The 19,711-nt window shown below is 60.5% G+C and carries 16 protein-coding genes; 11 read left to right on the forward strand and 5 right to left on the reverse strand.

What is annotated here, in order from left to right:
- The first annotated feature begins 3 nt into the window (after nucleotides 1–3).
- Nucleotides 4–2,106: a hypothetical protein gene (locus tag EJ066_RS01020; RefSeq protein ID WP_126034407.1), complete on the forward strand. Its 2,103-nt coding sequence runs from the start codon at nucleotides 4–6 to the stop codon at nucleotides 2,104–2,106.
- A gap of 168 nt (nucleotides 2,107–2,274) precedes the next feature.
- Here the strand turns inward: EJ066_RS01020 and clpS are convergent, their stop codons facing one another.
- Nucleotides 2,275–2,580: an ATP-dependent Clp protease adapter ClpS gene (gene clpS, locus EJ066_RS01025; protein WP_126034408.1), complete on the reverse strand. Its 306-nt coding sequence runs from the start codon at nucleotides 2,578–2,580 to the stop codon at nucleotides 2,275–2,277.
- Between the two features lie 173 nt (nucleotides 2,581–2,753).
- Nucleotides 2,754–3,791: an MBL fold metallo-hydrolase gene (locus EJ066_RS01030; RefSeq protein WP_126034409.1), complete on the reverse strand. Its 1,038-nt coding sequence runs from the start codon at nucleotides 3,789–3,791 to the stop codon at nucleotides 2,754–2,756.
- Between the two features lie 255 nt (nucleotides 3,792–4,046).
- Between EJ066_RS01030 and EJ066_RS31225 the strand changes: the two genes are divergently transcribed.
- Together EJ066_RS31225 and EJ066_RS01040 are read left to right on the forward strand one after the other, a co-directional pair.
- Nucleotides 4,047–5,144 (forward strand): hypothetical protein, encoded by a 1,098-nt coding sequence (locus EJ066_RS31225; protein WP_189644412.1) that lies wholly within the window; start codon nucleotides 4,047–4,049, stop codon nucleotides 5,142–5,144.
- Nucleotides 5,145–5,172: 28 nt separating this feature from the next.
- Complete coding sequence (locus EJ066_RS01040) at nucleotides 5,173–5,898, forward strand: cold shock domain-containing protein (RefSeq protein WP_126034410.1); 726 nt, start codon at nucleotides 5,173–5,175, stop codon at nucleotides 5,896–5,898.
- A gap of 201 nt (nucleotides 5,899–6,099) precedes the next feature.
- Here the strand turns inward: EJ066_RS01040 and choV are convergent, their stop codons facing one another.
- From choV to EJ066_RS01055, 3 genes are all read right to left on the reverse strand, one after another.
- Nucleotides 6,100–7,281, reverse strand: a complete 1,182-nt coding sequence (gene choV, locus EJ066_RS01045; RefSeq protein WP_126034411.1) for a choline ABC transporter ATP-binding protein — start codon at nucleotides 7,279–7,281, stop codon at nucleotides 6,100–6,102.
- Nucleotides 7,278–8,132: a choline ABC transporter permease subunit gene (gene choW, locus EJ066_RS01050; RefSeq protein ID WP_126034412.1), complete on the reverse strand. Its 855-nt coding sequence runs from the start codon at nucleotides 8,130–8,132 to the stop codon at nucleotides 7,278–7,280. Before choW ends, choV begins: the two co-directional genes overlap by 4 nt.
- A 119-nt stretch (nucleotides 8,133–8,251) precedes the next feature.
- Entirely contained in the window at nucleotides 8,252–9,187 is a 936-nt protein-coding gene (locus tag EJ066_RS01055) for a choline ABC transporter substrate-binding protein (protein ID WP_126034413.1), read from the reverse strand.
- A 229-nt stretch (nucleotides 9,188–9,416) separates the two neighbouring features.
- Here EJ066_RS01055 and EJ066_RS01060 point away from each other — a divergent pair, with 229 nt between their 5' ends.
- From EJ066_RS01060 to EJ066_RS01100, 8 genes are all read left to right on the forward strand, one after another.
- Entirely contained in the window at nucleotides 9,417–10,028 is a 612-nt protein-coding gene (locus EJ066_RS01060; protein WP_126034414.1) for a thymidine kinase, read from the forward strand.
- 272 nt (nucleotides 10,029–10,300) lie between these two features.
- Entirely contained in the window at nucleotides 10,301–11,389 is a 1,089-nt protein-coding gene (locus EJ066_RS01065; RefSeq protein WP_126034415.1) for a hypothetical protein, read from the forward strand.
- A 220-nt stretch (nucleotides 11,390–11,609) separates the two neighbouring features.
- Nucleotides 11,610–12,755 (forward strand): hypothetical protein, encoded by a 1,146-nt coding sequence (locus EJ066_RS01075; protein WP_126034417.1) that lies wholly within the window; start codon nucleotides 11,610–11,612, stop codon nucleotides 12,753–12,755.
- Nucleotides 12,756–12,779: 24 nt separating this feature from the next.
- Nucleotides 12,780–14,690 (forward strand): ATP-binding protein, encoded by a 1,911-nt coding sequence (locus EJ066_RS01080; protein WP_126034418.1) that lies wholly within the window; start codon nucleotides 12,780–12,782, stop codon nucleotides 14,688–14,690.
- 45 nt (nucleotides 14,691–14,735) lie between these two features.
- On the forward strand, nucleotides 14,736–16,040 hold the full coding sequence (locus EJ066_RS01085; protein ID WP_126034419.1) for a DUF6638 family protein: 1,305 nt from the start codon (nucleotides 14,736–14,738) through the stop codon (nucleotides 16,038–16,040).
- Nucleotides 16,041–16,074: 34 nt separating this feature from the next.
- Nucleotides 16,075–17,199 (forward strand): DUF2333 family protein, encoded by a 1,125-nt coding sequence (locus EJ066_RS01090; RefSeq protein WP_126034420.1) that lies wholly within the window; start codon nucleotides 16,075–16,077, stop codon nucleotides 17,197–17,199.
- 80 nt (nucleotides 17,200–17,279) lie between these two features.
- A complete protein-coding gene (locus tag EJ066_RS01095; protein ID WP_126034421.1) occupies nucleotides 17,280–17,675 on the forward strand; it encodes an ester cyclase in 396 nt (131 codons plus the stop codon).
- Nucleotides 17,676–17,990: 315 nt separating this feature from the next.
- Nucleotides 17,991–19,670, forward strand: a complete 1,680-nt coding sequence (locus EJ066_RS01100; protein ID WP_126034422.1) for a formate--tetrahydrofolate ligase — start codon at nucleotides 17,991–17,993, stop codon at nucleotides 19,668–19,670.
- Nucleotides 19,671–19,711 lie beyond the last annotated feature (41 nt).

The following is a 19,711-nucleotide window of genomic DNA, read 5'->3' on the forward strand; positions in this document are numbered from 1 at the left end:
GCCATGAACTGGTCGCTTGCCTTCGAACCGCTCATCTCCTTGCCGCTGCTTGGCCTGGTGCTGGCGCCGCTGTTGCTGCTGGCATTGGCCGGCCTGTGGTTTCGCCAGCGCGGCGCTGTCTTCCGTTTCGCCGCCCTGCTCGCGCTGGCTGCGGCCCTGCTCAACCCCGTGTTCCTCGACGAAGAGCGCGAGGCGCTGAAAAGCGTTGTCGCCGTCGTCGTCGACCGCAGCCAGAGCCAGGACATCGGCGAGCGCACCAGGCAGACCGACGAGGCGCTGGCCGGGCTTCAGCAGCGCCTCGGCCGCTTCAAGCAGTTCGACGTCCGCGTCGTCGAGGCCGGCAAGTCGGAAGCCGCGGAGGAGCGAACCGAAACACGGCTTTTCGGCGCGCTTGAAAGCGCGTTCCGCGACGTGCCGCCTTCGCGTATCGGCGGCGCGATCATGGTCACCGACGGCGAGGTGCATGACGCCCCCGCCGGCACACCTGACTTCAACGCCCCGCTGCACGCGCTGATCACCGGCAATGACCAGGAAAAGGATCGCCGCATCCGCTTCGAGAATGCGCCGCGCTTCGGTCTGGTCGGCAAGCCGCTCGAAATGACCTATCGCGTCATCGCCACCAACAATGAGACCGGCTCGGTCGATGTGCGCGTGTCGGTCAATGGCGAGCAGGTTTCGGTCGAGCGCGCCGTCATCGGCCAGGCCATGCCGCTGCAGGTGACCATTCCCAACGCCGGCCGCAACATCGTCGAGCTCGCCATCGATCCCGAGCCCGGCGAACTCACCGACACCAACAACCGCGCCATCGCGCTGATCGACGGCATCCGCGAGAATTTGCGTGTGCTGCTGGTTTCCGGCGAGCCGCATGCCGGCGAGCGCACCTGGCGCAACCTGCTGAAATCCGACGCCTCTGTCGATCTGGTCCATTTCACCATCCTGCGGCCGCCGGAAAAGCAGGACGGCACGCCGATCAACGAATTGTCGCTGATCGCCTTCCCGACGCGCGAGCTGTTCGTCGAGAAGATCAAGGATTTCGACCTGATCATCTTCGACCGCTACCAGCACCGCGACGTGCTGCCGATCCTCTATTACGACTACATCGCCGAATATGTCGAAAAGGGCGGCGCGCTGCTGATCGCGGCAGGGCCTGAATATGCCGGCGAAAGCTCGATCGCCCGCACGCCTTTGATGTCGGCGCTGCCGGCGCTGCCGACAGGCGAAGTCGTCGACAAGGCCTTCTATCCGCGCCTCACCGAGCTTGGCCAGCGCCATCCGGTGACGCGCGGGCTCGACGGCTCCGCCACCGAGCCGCCGCACTGGAGCCGCTGGTTCCGCACCATCGGTGTCGAGAATCCCGAGGGCGAAGCAGTGATGAAGGGCGCCGACAACCGACCGCTGCTGCTGCTTGACCGCAAGGGCGAAGGCCGCGTCGGCATGTTCCTGTCCGACCAGGGCTGGCTGTGGGCGCGCGGCTTCGAGGGCGGTGGCCCGCATGTTCAGCTTTATCGCCGCATCGCCCATTGGCTGATGAAGGAGCCCGAACTCGAGGAGGAACGGCTGACCGCCGACGGCCGCGGCATGGTGCTGGAAATCCGCCGCCAAACGATGAGCGACGACCCCGGTCCGGCGCAGGTCATCACCCCGTCCGGCAAGGCGCTGACCGTCAAGCTCGAAGAATCCGAGCCCGGCGTCTTCCTGGGCAGCATCGAGACCAACGAGATCGGCCTCTATCAGGTCGGCAATGGCGATCTGAAGGCGCTTGCCCATGTCGGCCCGATCAATGCGCCGGAATTCACCGACGTCGTCTCCACCGAGGGCCGGCTGAAAGCGCCGACCGAGGCCACCGGCGGCAGCGTGCGCCGGCTTGCGCCGCCATCGTCAGCTCTTGGGTCGGCCCTTGGCAACCCCGCAGGCGGCGTGACGCTGCCCTCGGTCGTCCCGGTCCGCTCCTCAGGCGCGGCCACCGGCAACGACTGGATCGGCCTGCGCACCACCGACGACAGCGTGCTGAAGGCCGTCTCGCGCGTGCCGCTGTTTGGCGGCTTCCTCGGCCTCGGCCTGTTGCTCCTGGCCATGGGCTCGATGTGGTACCGCGAGGGGCGGTAGCGGTGCCTTTTCCTTCTCCCCTTGTGGGAGAAGGTGGATTGGCGCGTAGCGCCAAGACGGTTGAGGGGTGCTGGACGGAATGAGGCGTTGGTGTTCGCTGGAACACCCCTCATTCGACCTCGCTTCGCGAGGCCACCTTCTCCCACAAGGGGAGAAGGAAAAAGCGCGCTACTCCTCCGGTTCCGTCGTGAACATCAGCGGATAGCCCTTGGCCTTGCCGGCATCGGTCGCCCGCGTCGCCTTGGTCTCGGCGACGTCCCGGGTGAAGACGGCGACGACGCAGACGCCGCGCTGATGCGCGGTGATCATCACCCGCCGCGCCTGGTCCTCGCTCAGCTTGAATTCGCCCTTGAGCACCGTCACCACGAACTCGCGCGGCGTGAAATCGTCGTTGAGGAGGATGACCTTGTAGAGCTTCGGCCGTTCGGTCTTCGGCTTCGTTTTAGTGCTGGGTTTGGTGACGATCTCAGGCATCGGAACCGGCAGTCGCGCGCAAGAATTTCGCTTTTATTCTGACATAGGCAAAAGCGGTCGTCCATTTTGAGCGGGCCGCAAACCGCGGTCCGGCGGACGCGGCCGTTCACAAGTCCGAGATTGCCGCTGGCGGCGGGGATTGCATCACCAAAGCCTGGGATCAGACAGCCACACTAGCGCGAGAGCGGGCCGCTCGCCTTCCGCCAGGCGTCGATGCCGCCGTGGATGTGCCAGGCGCTGGCAATCCCCGCATCCTGCGCCGCCTGAACCGCCATGGCCGAGCGCTCGCCGAAGGCGCAATAAAACAGCAGTCGCCTGCTGGTCGACCTGGCGAGCTCATGCAGCATGCCGCCCGCGGCGATGTTCTCCTGCAGCGTCGTATAGGGCACATGCAGCGCCCCCGGAATGATACCGTGCCGTTCTCGCTCGGAGCGCTCGCGCAGATCGATCAGCACGACTTCGGGCTTTCCCACCAGCGCAAGCGCCTGCTCGGCCGTGATAGCCCAGCCACGCCGCGCAATCTCTTCCTGATGAAACCCGACCTTCATGTTGGCCGGCACGGCGACATCCATCATTTTCGGATTCGCAAGCTTCAGATTGTTCATGATCTCGACATAGTCTTCCATCGACTTCACTTGCAGGCGCGGATTGAAGGCCTTTTCCTCACCGATGGTCGAGACGGTCTCGCCTTTGTAATCATGAGCCGGGTAGATCAGCGTCTCGTCCGGAAGCTTGAGCAGGCGGCCGAAGATCGATTCATATTGCTGCCGCGGATCGCCATTCTGGAAATCGGTGCGGCCAGTGCCGCGGATGAGCAGCGTATCGCCGGTGAAGACCCGGTCCGGCAGAATGAAGCTGTAGGAATCATCGGTGTGGCCGGGCGTGTAGATCACCTCGAGCGCAAGCCCCTCGATGGTGAGCTTGTCGCCGTCGGAAAGCCGCATCGAAACCACGTCCGCCTTGGTCTGCTCGCCCATCACGGTGATGCACTGGGTCTTGTCGCGCAGCGCGCCCAGGCCGGTGATGTGGTCGGCGTGCAGGTGCGTGTCCACCGCCTTGACGAGCTTGAGGTCGAGCTCACGCACGAGCTGGAGATAGCGATCGACCTTCTCCAGCACGGGATCGATGATCAGGGCTTCGCCGCCCCGGCGGCTGGCGAGCAGATAGGAGTAGGTGCCCGAGACGGAGTCGAAGAGCTGCCGAAAGATCATTTCTGCCACATACACCCTTGCACCTCGCCGTCCGCAGTGTCACCGCTTCGGGCTCACCCATTACAATAATGCAAGGTGCCCGCGCCCGCCAGCCGGGTCGATCACCTTGGTCAACAGGCGAGGTCGTACCAACATTAGCTTCCGGCGCGATTGAGTCTGCTACTGACCGCAAATTCGGAAATTGCGATCGATCCCAAATTGTTGCAATCTGCGTTTCGTTCAAAATCTACGCTGGACATCGGGGGGGTCGTCTAAATGCCGGGGTATAAACCTTTTGTTGATTTGAATGTTGGATTCAGCAACGCAGAAAACTATAGACGACGAGAGAATAAGTCGCTTCTTTCAAAATATTTTGTTGGAGACGACTTCTTAGACAGAATCATAAACCCAAATGTCTATTATATCGTAGGCGAGAAAGGCACAGGTAAAACTGCTTACGCTACCTATTTGGCAAATACAATTTACAAGAAGAACAGAGTATCTACTTTTGACGTGCGACAGACAGAATATCAAAAGTTCATTGAGCTTAAGCGACAAGGTCATCTTCCACTTAGCCAATATACAGAAGTATGGAGAACCATACTTCTAATGGCAAGTGCAACAAGTGTTATTTCTCATTCAGGAACCCCAGAATTCCTAAGACGTTTTACAAAATTAGCGGCCCTCAAAAAGGCTGTTGACGATTTCTATGAAAACGCTTTCGCTCCAGAAATCGTAAAAATGCTCACGTTCGTGGAATCAGGCGAACTGGCCTCCTCTCTATTGGCGAAGTACGCTGGGATCGAAAGTGGCCTGTCTGCGAAAACAGGATTTCAAGCCAATGACTCAAGATCGGTGTTCCAGACAAATCTTCTAAATATAAGAAAAACGTTCGAATCAGCTCTGACCGGACTAAAGTTAGATGACAACATTATAATATTTATTGATGGAATTGATGTTAGACCATCTGACATCGCGTACGCTGATTACTTCGACTGCGTGAGAGGGCTGACCGAAGCAGTATGGTCTGTAAACCACGATTTTTTGGCAAATATAAAGGACACAAAGGGTAGGATTAGAATTGTTCTTTTAGCTAGGCCAGATATATTTTTACGAACCGGCCTCCACAACATAAATACGAAACTTCGGGACAACTCTGTTTTCTTAAATTGGATGACTACCTATAAGGATTATAGAAGCTCCCTTCTTTTCAAGGTTGCCGACAGACTTTTGGCAATACAGCAAGATGAACCGCCTGAAAAATTCGGACAAGCGTGGGATCATTATTTCCCATTCTTTGCCGAAAACGTAAAGGCAGCATCAATTTCAGGAGAAAAGGGTGTCAAATTCTTTTTTAGCGTTCCTTCGTTTTAGCTACTACAGGCCTAGGGATGTTAACAGTATGATTGCAACAATTCAAGATATACTAAAGAAGAAATCAGGATCTACGGAATACGTTTCTGATATCGACTTTAGTGACTCTTCTTTCAGAGATGCTCATGCGGAGTATTTACTTGGAGAGATTCGGGACCAACTTCTTTTCTACTATTCTCAAGATGAATACGATACTTTTTTGGAATTCTTTCTCCACTTGCGCGGAAAGCGGAAATTTACATATGAGGAATACCTCTCAGCATTTAACGAATTCGTTGCCCAATGCGCAGCTTCCGGAAAGAAATTGCCGCAATTTTTTGAGAATGACACGGTATTTCTCCAATTTCTCTATGATCAAAATGTCATTTGCTACAAAGAAAGGGACCAGGACGAAAGTAAGGACTCTGAGCTTTTTATCAGGTGGTGCTTTAGGGAAAGGACACTTGCGAACATGGCTCCCAAGGTGCGTACTGGTATGGAATACGAGATTTTCTATGGATTGAGCAAAGCCCTGAATGTTGGCAGACCAATCAGAGTTAAGAGAAGCGTAAAGCGTCGTCTAATTGGAACAGTTATTAGTGTTGATGGTGAGAAAGGATTTGGTTTTATAAGAGGAGGTGATAAACAAATTGAGTACTACTTCAAACTTACGGAATTTTCGGGATCTCACGTTCGCATTTCTGACAAAGTTTCCTTTGAGGTGAGTACCAAATATGGCAAGCCTAGAGCGTTGACCATCAAACGTGAGCGTTAACGCGGCTGCCTGCTGCCCGACTGTTGTGCCCGCATCGCCAATCTGGCCGGCCCCTGCCAGCGTGCTGCGCGACAGCTCTGACGCGGTGCGTGGCCGTTGCCACTTGCTACAGCGGTCTGTTAGGCCGAAAAAACACAAGCTTTGATGGAGCGCAGTTGAGGCTGCCCTAACGAGGGGGCTCGCCGACGTTCGATACGGCCCTTATCGCCGCAGCACCGCCGACAGCACATCCCTGACGCCGATAGCGCCGACGAAGCGCGACTGGTCGTCGAACAGCGCAACCGGTGCTGTCTGCGAGCGGTAAATGGCCAGCATCACGGTCTTCAGCGACGTGCCCGGATTGGCCCAGAACACCTGCGCCGTCTCTTCCGGCTGCGCCTCGACATCGGCGCAGGAGACCCACACCGCCGGCTTGCCGTCGCGTTCGGCCGCCGCCACCAGCCCGTGCTCGTCGATCTTGAAACGCGTCGTCTTGCGGCGGTCGAGCCACACCCAGCCGTCCTCGCCGTGGTCGAGGTCGCGGCGGTCACGCATCACGTTCCAGGCGGTCAGCACCGAGAGTGGATTCACATTGGCGATGAAGTCGCGGACATAATCGTTGGCGGGGCGCAGCACGATGTCCTCCGGCGCACCGGTCTGCACGATGCGCCCGCCTTCCATGATGGTGATGTGGCTGCCGATCTTCAGCGCCTCCTCAAGGTCGTGGCTGACGAAGATGATGGTCTTCTTCAGTTCGGCCTGAAGCTGCAGCAGCTCGTCCTGCAGCTTGGTGCGGATCAGCGGGTCGAGCGCCGAGAACGGCTCGTCCATCAACAGGATCGGGGCTTCAGTGGCGAAGGCGCGCGCCAGCCCGACGCGCTGCTGCATGCCGCCGGAAAGCTCGTGCGCGTATTTCTTCGCCCACTGGTCGAGATTGACCAGTTTGAGCTGGCGATGCACGCGCTCCTTGCGCTCGGCTTCGGGCACGCCGGCGAGTTCGAGACCGAGGCCGACATTCTCCTCCACCGTGCGCCACGGCAGCAGGCCGAACTGCTGGAACACCATCGCCACCTGCTTCTGCCGCAGCCGCCGAAGGGTCGCCTCGTCGCAGGTGACGACATCGACCGTCTTGTCGCCGTCCTTGACCAGAACCTGGCCGCGCGAAACGACGTTCAGCCGATTGACGGCGCGCAACAGCGTCGACTTGCCGGAGCCGGACAGGCCCATGAGCACGGAAATCTCGCCCTCATGCACGGTAAGGCTTGCCCCGGCGCAGCCCAGCACATTGCCGGTCTTTTCGAGGATCTCGGCGCGGCTGGCGCCGCTGTCTATGAGCGCGAGCGAGCCGGCCTGGTCGGAGCCGAAAACGATGTCGACATTCCTGAAATCGACGGCGACGGTCATTTCTTGCCTCCAACGCCAATACGGGTCATCCGGTCGAGCACGATGGCCAGCACGACGATGGCGAGGCCGGCCTCGAGCCCGAGATCGATCCTGCGCGAGCCGAGCGCCCGGTTGATCTCGGTGCCGAGCCCGCCGGCGCCGATAAGGGCCGCGAACACCACCATAGACAGCGACAGCATGATCGACTGGGTCAGGCCGGCCATGATGGTGGGCAGCGCCGAAGGCAGCTCGACCTTCCAGAGCAACTGGCGCCTGGTGGCGCCGAACGCCTCACCCGCCTCGATGATCGATTTCGGCACCGAGGTGACGCCGAGATGGGTGAGCCGGACCGGAGTCGGGATGACGAAGATGATGGTGACGATGAGGCCGGGCGCATTGCCGAGCCCGAACAAGGTCAGCACCGGGATCAGGTAGACGAAGGTCGGCAGCGTCTGCATCAGGTCAAGCACCGGCAGCATGAAGCGATAGATCTTCGGCTTGTGCGCGGCCCAGATGCCGAGCGGCACGCCGATCGCCATCGAGGCGGCGGCGGCGGCAACCACCAGCACCAGCGTCTCCACCGTCTGCTTCCAGAGGTCCTGGTTGAGGATGAACAGCAGTCCGATGAAGACGGCGAGCGCCAGCCCCTTCGAACGCTGCAGGGCATAGGCGAGCAAGGCGATCAGCGCGATGAGCAGGACCGGCGGCAGCAAAAGAAGACCGTCGACCATCCCGTCGAGCAGGAAATTGAGGCCGTTGGAGAAGGCCCTCAGGACGGTGTTGAAATTGTCGGTGAGGAAGGTGAAGAAGGCCTTTCCCCAGGCGCCTATGGGGATCTGGTAGCTGACCAGGAATTTCGAGATCGGATCCATCTATCCCCTCTTCTGTCGGCGCCGTCCTTGCCGGCCGGTCATCTTGTCACAGGATATGAAAAAGGGCAGCCCTTTCCACCGTGGCTGCCCTTGTTCCGGTTACCGAATGCAAAGTCGGCTCAACTTCCGAGCGCGGTCTTGACCGCCGCCGCCGCGTCGCCGCCGTCGAAAGTGGTCACGCCGGCAATCCAGGGGGTGACCGCGTCCGGGTGCGCCTTCAGCCAGTCGGTCGCGACCGTGTTGGCGTCGCCGCCCTTGAGGATCGCGTCCATCATCTCGCCTTCCATGTCCAGATCGAACTTCAGATTGGCGAGGAACTTGCCGGCATTCGGGCATTCGGTCATGTAGCCTTGGCGCACATTGGTATGCACCGTGGCGGCGCCGAAGCCGCTGTCGCCCATGCCGTCGAGATAGGTGATCTTCATGGCGCCCATCACCGGATGCGGCGTCCAGCCGAGGAAGGCGATCCATTCGTTGCTCTTCATCGACTGCTCGGCCTGGGTGAGCATGCCGGCCTCCGAGGATTCGACCAGTTCGAAGCCTTCGAGATTGGCCGCCGGGTCCTTGATCATGTCGAGGATGATGCGGTTGCCGTCATTGCCGGCCTCAATGCCGTAGATCTTGCCGTCGAACTTGTCCTTGAACTTGCCGAGATCGGTCAGCGTCTTGACGCCGCCATCGGCGACATAGGTCGGGACGACGATGCCGTAGCCGGCGCCACTGAGATTCTCGCTGACGGTCTCGACCGAGCCGTCGGCGGTGTAATCCTTGATGTCGTTGGTCATCGACGGCATCCAGTTGCCGAGGAAGACGTCGAGGTCCTTGTTCTTCAGCGACGCATAGGTCACCGGAACCGAAAGCTGGATCACCTCCGGCTCGTAGCCGAGCGCGGTGAGCAGCACCGAGGCGACGCCGGTGGTGGCCTGGATGTCGGTCCAGCCGACATCGGAGAGACGCACCGTCTTGCAGCTTTCCGGATCGCCGGCGAAAGCTGCGCTGGTGGACAAAAAAGCCGCCAGGCCGAGGCCGGCGACGAAGGAATTCATACGCGACATGGTTATTCTCCCATTTCGATTCTTTGGCGAAGCGAAGTTACGGTTTTCATCTCCGCTTTGTTTCGTCAGCCAAACACCATTCTGGTGCGGTTTCAAGCGATAAGGCAATCGCGAACAACGGCGCGGGCTGGCCGATCAGCGACACGCAACCTGCTGCTCCGGCCGCTTTTCCGGTGGAATGCGGGAACGCCCTCTCCCCGCACCCGGACAACTCAGCTTAAAAGAGCCCATGGCCAAGCTGTACTTCCACTATGCGACGATGAATGCCGGCAAGACGACGATGCTGCTGCAGGCCTCGTACAATTACCGCGAGCGCGGCATGACGACGATGCTGTTCGTCGCCGGCCATTACCGCAAGGGCGATACCGGGCTGATCTCGTCGCGCATCGGCCTGGAGATGGAAGCCGAGATGTTCCGCGACGGCGACGATCTGTTTGCCCGGGTCGCCGAGCATCACGACCATACGACGGTGCATTGCGTCTTCGTCGACGAGGCGCAGTTCCTCGAGGAGGAGCAGGTGTGGCAGCTCGCCCGCATCGCCGACCGGCTGAACATCCCGGTGATGTGCTACGGCCTGCGCACGGATTTCCAGGGCAAGCTGTTTTCCGGCTCCCGCGCGCTTCTGGCGATATCGGACGATCTGCGCGAGGTGCGCACGATCTGCCGCTGTGGCCGCAAGGCGACGATGGTCGTGCGCCTCGGCGCGGATGGCAAGGTGGCAAGGCAGGGTGAACAGGTGGCGATCGGCAAGGATGTCTATGTCTCGCTCTGCCGCCGCCATTGGGAAGAAGAAATGGGCCGCGCCACGCCCGACGATTTCATCGGCTTCACCAAAGCCTGACCGGAAGCAGAGACGGCACCCGACCGGGACGAAGGGAGGTGCGAGGAAACGTGATCATAACATGTTTGTTCTTGCTTTGTGCCGGCAATTATGCTAACAATTCCGGCACGGTGCTGATTGCGCCAGTGACCCGCCGCCAAGGCGGTTTTTTTGTGCCGGATTCGGCGCCATCCTTAAAACGCTCCTAATCTTCCGCCTTCCCTTCCCTTTGTGCCACACATATATTCGCGGCGGTTCGCGACATGAAACAGATGCCGAAGCGGGAGGCCCACATGGCGACATTGCAGAATTTCGATGCCGAAATTGCCAAGACCAAGCAGGTCGTGCAGGACATGCGCTCCAAGATCGAGCAATCCGGCACGATGCTCGATACGCTCGCCAAGGCCGACAAGAAGATCGGCGACGCCAATTTCGAACTCGAGAACGCCCGCATCGAGGATGTGCTGAAGCAGCAGAAGGTGATGGAAGGCAACATCGCCGACCTGATCATCGGGCTGGAGGACGCCACCAACGTCTTCGGCGCCGAATTCGAAAGTATGAAGAACTACACCGGCTGGGAAAACTTCATCGGCATGTTTTCCAGCCAGAGCAAGCAGCGCATGCGCACCGACCGTGTCCGCAACATGTCGCTGGCCGGCAATCTCCAGGAGCTGCTGGCGAAGTCCGACACCATCGTCGGCATCCTCAAGGCGCAGAAGGAGGTCCTCGACCAGCGCTACAAGACGTCCGAGGCCAGCCTCTCGCAGGTGATCGAACGCCGCAAGACGACCATGTCCAATCTCGAGGCCGTGCAGAAGCGCATCGAGGAGCTCAACCCGATGCTGCTCGACATCGAGAACAGGATCGCCGCCTCGACCAGCCAGAAGGAGCGCACGCAGCTTGAAGGCGAGCGTTCGAAACTAGCCACCGAATACAACGAGAAGCAGGCCAAGGAGCAGGAACTTTTGGCCGAAAGCCAGACGCTGGAGCGCTACACCTCGATGTTCCAGACCTTTGTCGATTCGCTCAACAACCAGATCGCGGCGCAGTCGACGCTGATCAACAAGTTGACCATCGATACCGAGCAGCGCATCGTGCTCTACAAGGCCCTCGAGGACTCGCTGAAGACCGCCGCCCAGCAAGACGTCGCCCACAAGATCAACACGCTGGGCAGCCAGGTCGACAACACCGCCGAGGAGACCATGGCCGGCATTGGTGCTGCCTCGCAGAAGCACATCGGCGATCTCCTCGAAATGCACGAGAAGAACATGGTGGCGACCGCCGATATCCAGCGCCGCAAGAAGCTGGCCGACGACGCCTTTGCCCGCCGCTTCGATGAGGTGCTGAAGAAGCACAATGCGGCAAACTACGTGCAGTCGTAGTTGCCGCACTTATCAGTTCAGTGTCGCACTCTGTCACGCCCCCCTCTGCCCTGCCGGGCATCCCCCCCGCAAGGGGGGAGATTGGCAGTTCTGTCGCCGCGCATTTTTCTGCAGCGCTGAAGAGTGGCGAAAGCCGGGATGACGAACGATCTCCCCTCTTGAGGGGGAGATGTCCGGCAGGACAGAGGGGGGTGTTTGGCGCCTCCTTAGGACCAGTATCATGACCCCTGAAAATGAAGCGGCGGCGCGCTATTTCTCGGCGATCTCGGCGGCACTCAGCGGCCTCGAAGTGTTCATGCGCGACGACCGCTCGCCGCTCTACCGGCACGGCATCGTTGCCAAGATCGTCGCTGAATACATTGCGCGGCTCGACAGCTCCTTTTCCTGCTGGCGCAATCGGCTGGGCTTCATGGAGACGTTCCGCATTTCGCGCGCCGAAAGCGGCTTTCCGGTCTTCCAGAACGTGCTCGAGCTGGAGAACGACCGCCGCCAGGCCGATACGCGGCTTGCCAACATACCGCTGGCCGGCGAGTTGCGTGAGGAAATGGCCGACTTCATCCTGCGCCACAAGGAATTCCCCGAGGCGCTGCAGAAATCGATGGCCGAGCGGCTCTATCTGGAGGGCGTCAGGAGCGAGACAACCTTCGGGCCCTTCACATTGGCGCAGACGGCAAAAGTCTCGGTCAATCCGAAGACGGGGCGGCCTTACTACCTCGTCCATTGGGCTGCCTTCGACGGCAGCGCCAACCTGCCGCTGGTCTACATGGTGACGGTCGAGGATTCCTCTGAAGAGATGATCGGGCAGCTTGTCGACCGCAATGGCAAGCTCAACGACAAGGTCGACATTCCGCTTCCCGTTGAAGGGTTGCTCAATCCCGAGCTTGCCCACCGTTTCGACGACTTCACCGAGAAGAATTCCGCCTACACGCTGTCGCCGGCGACGATCGCCGTCAACCTCGACAAGAATTTCGAGCCGCTCCACCCCAAGCAGCTGCGGCGCGTCGTGCTCGGCCCCTTCTATTCGGCAGGGATCACCGAGAACAATTCGACGGTGAGCGACGTGCTGGCCAAGGTGCGCAAGCCGGAAAATGCCTGGCTGCTGACCTGGACCGTCCAGGAGGTCTATTCGAAGGCCGAGAAACCCGGCCGCAAGGGCCTGTTTTCGAGCGAGAAGACGACGCAGGAATTCTTTATCAACACTGACGATCTGGAGGCCGCGCGCCAGGGCGTGTCGAGCTACGAGAACCACGCGCTGATCCCGCATGAGGCCTATCAGGCGCTCTACGCCGCCGGCGAGGCACAGAAGATCTTTTCGGGCTACAAGGTCCACATCCTGTCCAAGGGACAGGTCATCAGCGACGTCTGACCGTCAAACCGCGGAGCATCCTTCATGGACACCGGCCTGACCACGATTTCGGAAGCGGCAATCGAAAAGCACCGCGCCACGGCACAGAGCTTCATCACCCGCTTCGTCGTGCTGGAGGACCCGTCGCGTTCCTCTGGCACCGCCCTGGCCGGCACCAACCGCCGGTTCGTCTCGACCGTCTCGGTCGGCTCGGTGCGGCGCACGCGCGAGGTCGAGCTTACCAAGACAGTCGGCGCCGTCCATCCCGACGATCAGCTGCTGAGCATTGCGCAGCACATGCTGCTGTTTCGCACCCGACGCGGGCTGGCGATCGCGCTGGCCATATCGGACGTCTTCGCCGAAGGTTCAGACCTCGAAAGCCTGCAGGCGAGGAACGCCCGCGCCCCGCTCGAAGGCGACGAGGCCGCCGCCTTCAAGAAGCTTCTGTCGGCTTCGGCCTACATTTCGGCCTTCAGCCTTGCTTCCTACCTGTTCCAGCTGATTGACAGCGACGGCGAAGCGCCGAACGACACGCCAGAGCCGGACTTCCTGTTCGACACGCCACAGGATGCGGTGAAGTCGATCGTCGCCGGCCTCGACAGGGCGATATCAGGCTCGTCGGACGACGCCGACCTGATGACCAGGGCGCGCGCCTTCGCCCGTGTCGCCATCGACGGGCTTTTGGCGCGAAAGGGCCGCTTCGACGGCGTCGGTCCGTTCGAGAACGCGCATATCCGCATCGACGTCGACGACTTCACCCTTGACGGCTTCGACGTCGCGCCGGGCAAGCGGTCGAAGCCGCTGGTAATGACCTTCAAAAAGCCGGAAGAGGTCGTCGGCAACCACATCGCCAAGTACCAGTCGGTAAAGCTCGCCAAGATGCTGATGGCCTACGATTTCGAGCGCGAGCTGAACCCGTTCGTCGAGCTCGGCGGCTTCTTATTCACCTTCATCGGCGACGGCGCGCCCGGCACCGGAAAAACGACGCTGATCCAGATGATCGCCGGTCTCGTCAACGGCTACTGTGAGGTCGCCGGCTATCCCTTCGCCTACGAGAATTTCGGCGTCGACCAGATCTCCTCCTACCAGGGCAAGTCGGGCCAGAACTGCCGCCAGTTCATCAACAATGTGCTGAACCCCCGCGTCATCGGCTTCGGCACCATCGACGACATCGACCAGGTGGCGGCGCGCCGCTCCGACGATCGCGCCTCGGCCGGCCAACAGGAAATCACCGGCGTCTTGATGGATGCCTTTGCCGGCGCGGCGACCGTCGTGCGCGGCAACTGCTCTTTCGGCATGTTTTCCAACTATCCCGAAAATGTCGACGACGCGCTGCGCCAGCGCGCCGGCGCGCGCTGGCTGGTCGATGGGCCGCAAACGCGCGACGACTACATCGACATCTTCGTGTTGCTCGCCGGCAAGAACCACAAGATCCCGCTCGGCGACCACAAGCTCTATGCCGCCCAGGAAGTCCAGCGCGCGGTGATGGAGGCCTATGAAGGGCACGAGAAGCCCAGGGAAGATGGGCTCATGCGGGTCTATGAGCGCTACATGAAGGAGAACGGCGAACCGAAGTCGATGGCCGACATCGGCACCTATTTGCACATGATCAAGGATGCCGAACCGCGCTTCACCGGCCGCGCCATCAAGAACGTCACCGACGCGATCAAGATGCGCGCCATGGACATCGAGCTGCCGGACGAATGGTTCGAGAAGCCGGAAGTCTTCATGCACAAGGGCTACGACGACAAGAAGGCGATGATCGAAGAACTGCGCGGGCCGTTCTCGATGGATATGGTCATGCAGGAGGTCAACCGCTACGCCGATTCGGAGTTCCGCTACTCCGACAAGTCCAACGACGCGGCGGTGGAAAAGCTGCTGCGCGACGCGCGGCTGCGTGAACGGGCAGCCAGGGAAATGGAGGAGATGAAGAAGAAGGGCCTGTGGAATGCGTGAACTTGGCGCCCCTTCCTTCTCCCCGTTCACGGGGAGAAGGGATAGATGAGCCCCGCCAGGAAATCCGAGCTGCTGCGCGAGAACGAGCTGATCTATGGCCGGCTGCTGACCGTCGACGAGCCGCATCTCATCCAGCGCTACAACAAGGCCATGGCTGCCTTCGGCCTGAAGCCGACGAAGCTGAAAAGCTTCGAGATCGACCGCACCGGCTTCTCGCCGCAGGTGGCCGAGGAATGCGGCGACTACAACTATCTCGATCCCAACGAGATCAACCGCCGCTTCATCATTCTGACGCCGTCGCAGATCGACCTGCCGGTGGTGCACACCGCCTTTTCCAACACCTCGCAACTGATGTTCGAGTTCATGTCGAAGAACCAGCGCGCCATCGACGCGCTGACCATCAAGGACGTCATCTACGGCGAGATCGAGGATTCGGTCCCCAAGGTCGACGACATCGAGGATCTGCTGTCGATCAACCAGGTCGAGTTCAAGGTGCTGTCGGCGGAAGACGTGCTCGGCAAGGCCGCCGAACTCGGCAAGCTCGTCGACCGGCTGAAGCAGGAGCCGGACGCCTGGCGCGACAACGCCATGCTCACCCGCATGGTGGAACTGGCCAAGATCTGCGGCGACATCCGCGAGAACGCGCTGGTGCCGGATCAGGTGATCTTTCGCCACAGCGCCTACTGGACCAGCCATTTCGGTGGGCTCTACGTGTTCGTCGACCCGGACATGACGACCGTGATCAGCGACCCGGCAGCACCCGGCTTCCGCCGCTCGCGACCGTGGCAGGTAAGCTACCTCTCGATCAACGATGCCGACAGGGTGTTCAAGTTCCTCGCCGCCACCGGCCGCATCGAGCTGCCGCGTGCCTCATGGATCGAAACGTCAGGCTATCTCGAACATCGCGCCGAAATGGTGGTGCGCGCGCTGATCCGCGACGCCGAGCCCGACCGCAATCTGACCGACGTCGACAAGGTCTGGCTGCAGACCTGGATCCATGGCCATACCGACCTCATCACCAGGGAGGGCAATTTTCCCTTCCTCAACGCCGCCAAGCGCGAGATCGCTCACCTCGGCCGTCTCAACATCGAGGACGTGTTCCCGCAGCAGCGTTTCCTGGTGATCCGGGCCAAGCCCGACCATGCCGACGCCTGGCTGACCAACCAGTTGATCTCGGATTTCGTGCCACAGGACTTCGTCTCGCGCTATGTCTTCAACAAACCGGGCTTCTACAGGGATTATGGCGGCTTCAGCGACGCCTGGCGATCGCATGTTGTGGACGTTCTGAAAACCACATATCTGAAAGACAAGGCGACGTTTCGCACACGCCTCTACGGCCTGACTGATTGAATGACCGACTGATTGACGAGGGGGTGACATTGCCATGCTTGATCCGATCGTGAATTTCTTCACCTGGATTTTCCAGTGGATCGGCCGCGGCATCGGTTTCGTCATTGGCGTGATCCTGTGGCCGTTCATGTGGGCCGGGCGCTGGTACGCGCAGCGCGGCTGGATCCTGAAGGCGGTGCTCGGCCTCGCACTGCTCGTGCTGATCGGCCTCTATGCCAATTTCTTCTACGCCACCCAGTGGTGGAACAATTTCAACCCGAACTACGTCAGCACATATACGTTCGAGACCCGTAACGTCTCCGCTGGCGAGCAGACAGCGGCGGGCGCCGGCACCGACACCGCCAGGACCTGCGGAAACTCAGGCATAGCCCAGGTGGCAGCCGACCTCACCGACTTCAACGTCAACCAGAATGCCTGGATCTCGTCGATGATCCTCTACAAGCTTGGCCTGTTCGGCATCGACTGGGACCACACGCCGTTCATGGACAACAAGGCCTCGTTCCAGCGCGGCATCAACCAGGCGGTGCGGCGCACGGCGACCGAGCTTGCCGACAATCTCGGCCGCGTCCGCACCACATCGCAGATCGATGCCGACCTGCAGGACGCGCGCGGCAATCTGCAGTTCGATGAAGAGACCTGGTATTTCGGCATCAGCCCCTTCGGCCCGAAGACGCCGACGCCGAGCTACTATCGCGATGCCGTGCGCAAGCTTCGCGCCTTCAATGCCCGGCTGGAAACCTGCCAGGCGGTGTTCGACGCCCGCGCCGACAACCTTAAGCAGTATCTCGACCGCATCGCCAGCGACATCGGCTCGACCTCCGCCATCCTCAAGGAGCGTTCCGAAAACCACAACAATGGCTGGTTCGACTTCCGCGCCGATGACCGCTACTGGTTCGCCTATGGCCAGCTCTATGCCTACTACGGGCTGATGAAGGGTGCCGAGGCCGATTTTGAGGACGTGATCAAGGAAAAGCACCTGCAGAATCTGTGGGACACCATGGATGCGCAATTCGTCTCGGCCCTGAAGATCCAGCCCTTGATCATCGCCAATGGCCGCGAGGATGGCTGGCTGCTGCCGACGCATCTGACCACGATGGGCTTTTACATACTGAGGGTGCGCTCGAACCTGGTCGAGATCAGCAACGTGCTGACGCAATAGTTCGGCTGCGTATCTCCGGGAGCGGAACCTGATCGTCTCCTCGTCGTTCAACCGCGGGGCACAGCCAGCGAGGACACGAGATGCATATCCGGGAATTTGCTCGAAACTTCTACGCCACGATCGATGCGCAGGAATGGGATAGACTGTCCAGCCTGGTCTCTCCAGATCTCGCCGTTCATCTCGGCAGCGCCAACCCGATCGGCTTCGATGACTGGCGGAAATCCCTGGCCGAATTCTTCGTTGGATTCCCGGACGGGCATCACGTCATCGACGACTACGTCAGCGCCGCCGACAAAGTGGTTACGCGCTGTCGTTTTCAGGGCACGCACACCGGCATCTTTCATGGCGTCGAGCCGAGCGGAAACTGCGTCTCGGTTGGCGTGATCCACATCGATCGGCTTGAGAACGGCGTCGTGGTCGAACATTTCGGTCAACTTGACGGCCTGGGGCTGCTGCGCCAGATCGGCGCATATTAGCGCAACCGCTCGCAGCGCCCAGTGCGCTTGAGCCTGTCGCATTCCGTGCATTCCGCGGCTGTTTTGAGACGGCAAAACGGCGCGTGCTCTGGCTTCTATACGGCGCGACAACCGGGCGCGAAGACCCGGGACAGGTCGACCGGGAAACCAGAACAGTCTTTCTTCATAGGAAACATAGTTGCATGAAAGTTGACGCCACGGCAGCGACAGGGTTAGAACGTGCCCGCGCCTGCAGTGCCGGGCTGTTTCAAACAGGCTTGCGACCACACTGATCAAACCCGTCCCCTCCACCGTCCAATCCAGAGGAAAGCCGCCATGGCCGAAGTGAAGTCCGACATCGAAATCGCGCGCGCCGCCGACAAGAAGCAGATCCAGGAGATCGGCCGCAAGATCGGCATTCCGAGCGAGCACCTTTTGCCTTACGGCCACGACAAGGCGAAGATCTCCGCCGAGTTCATCAACTCGGTGAAGGCGAACAAGGACGGCAAGCTGATCCTCGTCACCGCCATCAACCCGACGCCGGCCGGCGAAGGCAAGACGACGACGACAGTTGGCCTTGGCGACGGACTCAATCGCATCGGCAGACGAGCGATCGTCTGCATCCGCGAGGCCTCGCTCGGCCCCAATTTCGGCGTCAAGGGCGGTGCTGCCGGCGGCGGTTATGCGCAGGTTGTGCCGATGGAGGACATGAACCTCCACTTCACCGGCGATTTCCATGCCATCACCACGGCGCATAATCTGCTTTCGGCGCTGATCGACAACCACATCTATTGGGGCAACGACCTCGGCATCGATATCCGCCGCGTCGTCTGGCGCCGCGTCATGGACATGAACGACCGGGCACTGCGCGAGATCATCTGTTCGCTCGGCGGCGTCGCCAACGGTTTCCCGCGCGAAGCGGGCTTCGACATCACCGTCGCCTCGGAAGTCATGGCGATCCTGTGCCTCGCCACCGACCTGAAGGATCTGGAGAGGCGCCTCGGCGACATCATCGTCGCCTATCGCCGCGACAAGTCGGCCGTCTATGCCCGCGACCTCAAGGCCGACGGCGCCATGGCCGTGCTGCTGAAAGACGCCATGCAGCCCAACCTCGTGCAAACGCTGGAGAACAATCCGGCCTTCGTCCATGGCGGCCCCTTCGCCAACATTGCCCATGGCTGCAATTCGGTCGTCGCCACCACGACGGCGCTGAAGCTTGCCGACTATGTCGTCACCGAAGCCGGTTTCGGCGCCGATCTCGGTGCCGAAAAGTTCTTCGATATCAAGTGCCGCAAGGCCGGCCTGACTCCGGCGGCAGCCGTCATCGTCGCCACCGTGCGCGCCATGAAGATGAACGGCGGCGTCAAGAAGGAAGACCTCGGCCACGAGAACGTCGAGGCGGTCAAGAAGGGCTGCGCCAATCTCGGCCGTCACATCGAGAACATCCGTCAGTTCGGCGTGCCGGCGGTGGTCGCCATCAATCATTTCTATTCCGACACCGACGCTGAAATCCAGGCGATGAAGGACTATGTTGCCTCGATGGGCGAAGAGGCGATCCTGTGCAAGCACTGGGCCAACGGCTCGACCGGCATCGAGGAGCTCGCCAACAAGGTGGTGGCGCTGGCCGAATCCGGCGCGTCGCAGTTTGCGCCGCTCTATCCCGACGCCATGCCGCTGTTCGAGAAGATCAACACCATCGTCCAGCGCATCTATCGCGGTTCCGAAGCGATCGCCGACAAGTCGGTGCGCGACCAGCTCCACGCCTGGGAGCGCGCCGGCTACGGCAATCTGCCGGTCTGCATGGCCAAGACGCAATATTCCTTCTCGACCGACCCAAACCTGCGCGGTGCGCCGACCGGCCATACCGTGCCGGTGCGCGAGGTCAGGCTGTCGGCCGGCGCCGGCTTCATCGTCGTCATCTGCGGCGAGGTCATGACCATGCCCGGCCTTCCCAAGGCGCCGTCCTCGGAAAAGATCCTGCTGAACGAGATGGGCCAGATCGAAGGCCTGTTTTAAGGGCTGTTTATTCCGGTGCCGAGACGAAGTCGAAGACGGGT

The sequence above is a fragment of the Mesorhizobium sp. M9A.F.Ca.ET.002.03.1.2 genome (assembly GCF_003952365.1).
Classification (GTDB): domain Bacteria; phylum Pseudomonadota; class Alphaproteobacteria; order Rhizobiales; family Rhizobiaceae; genus Mesorhizobium.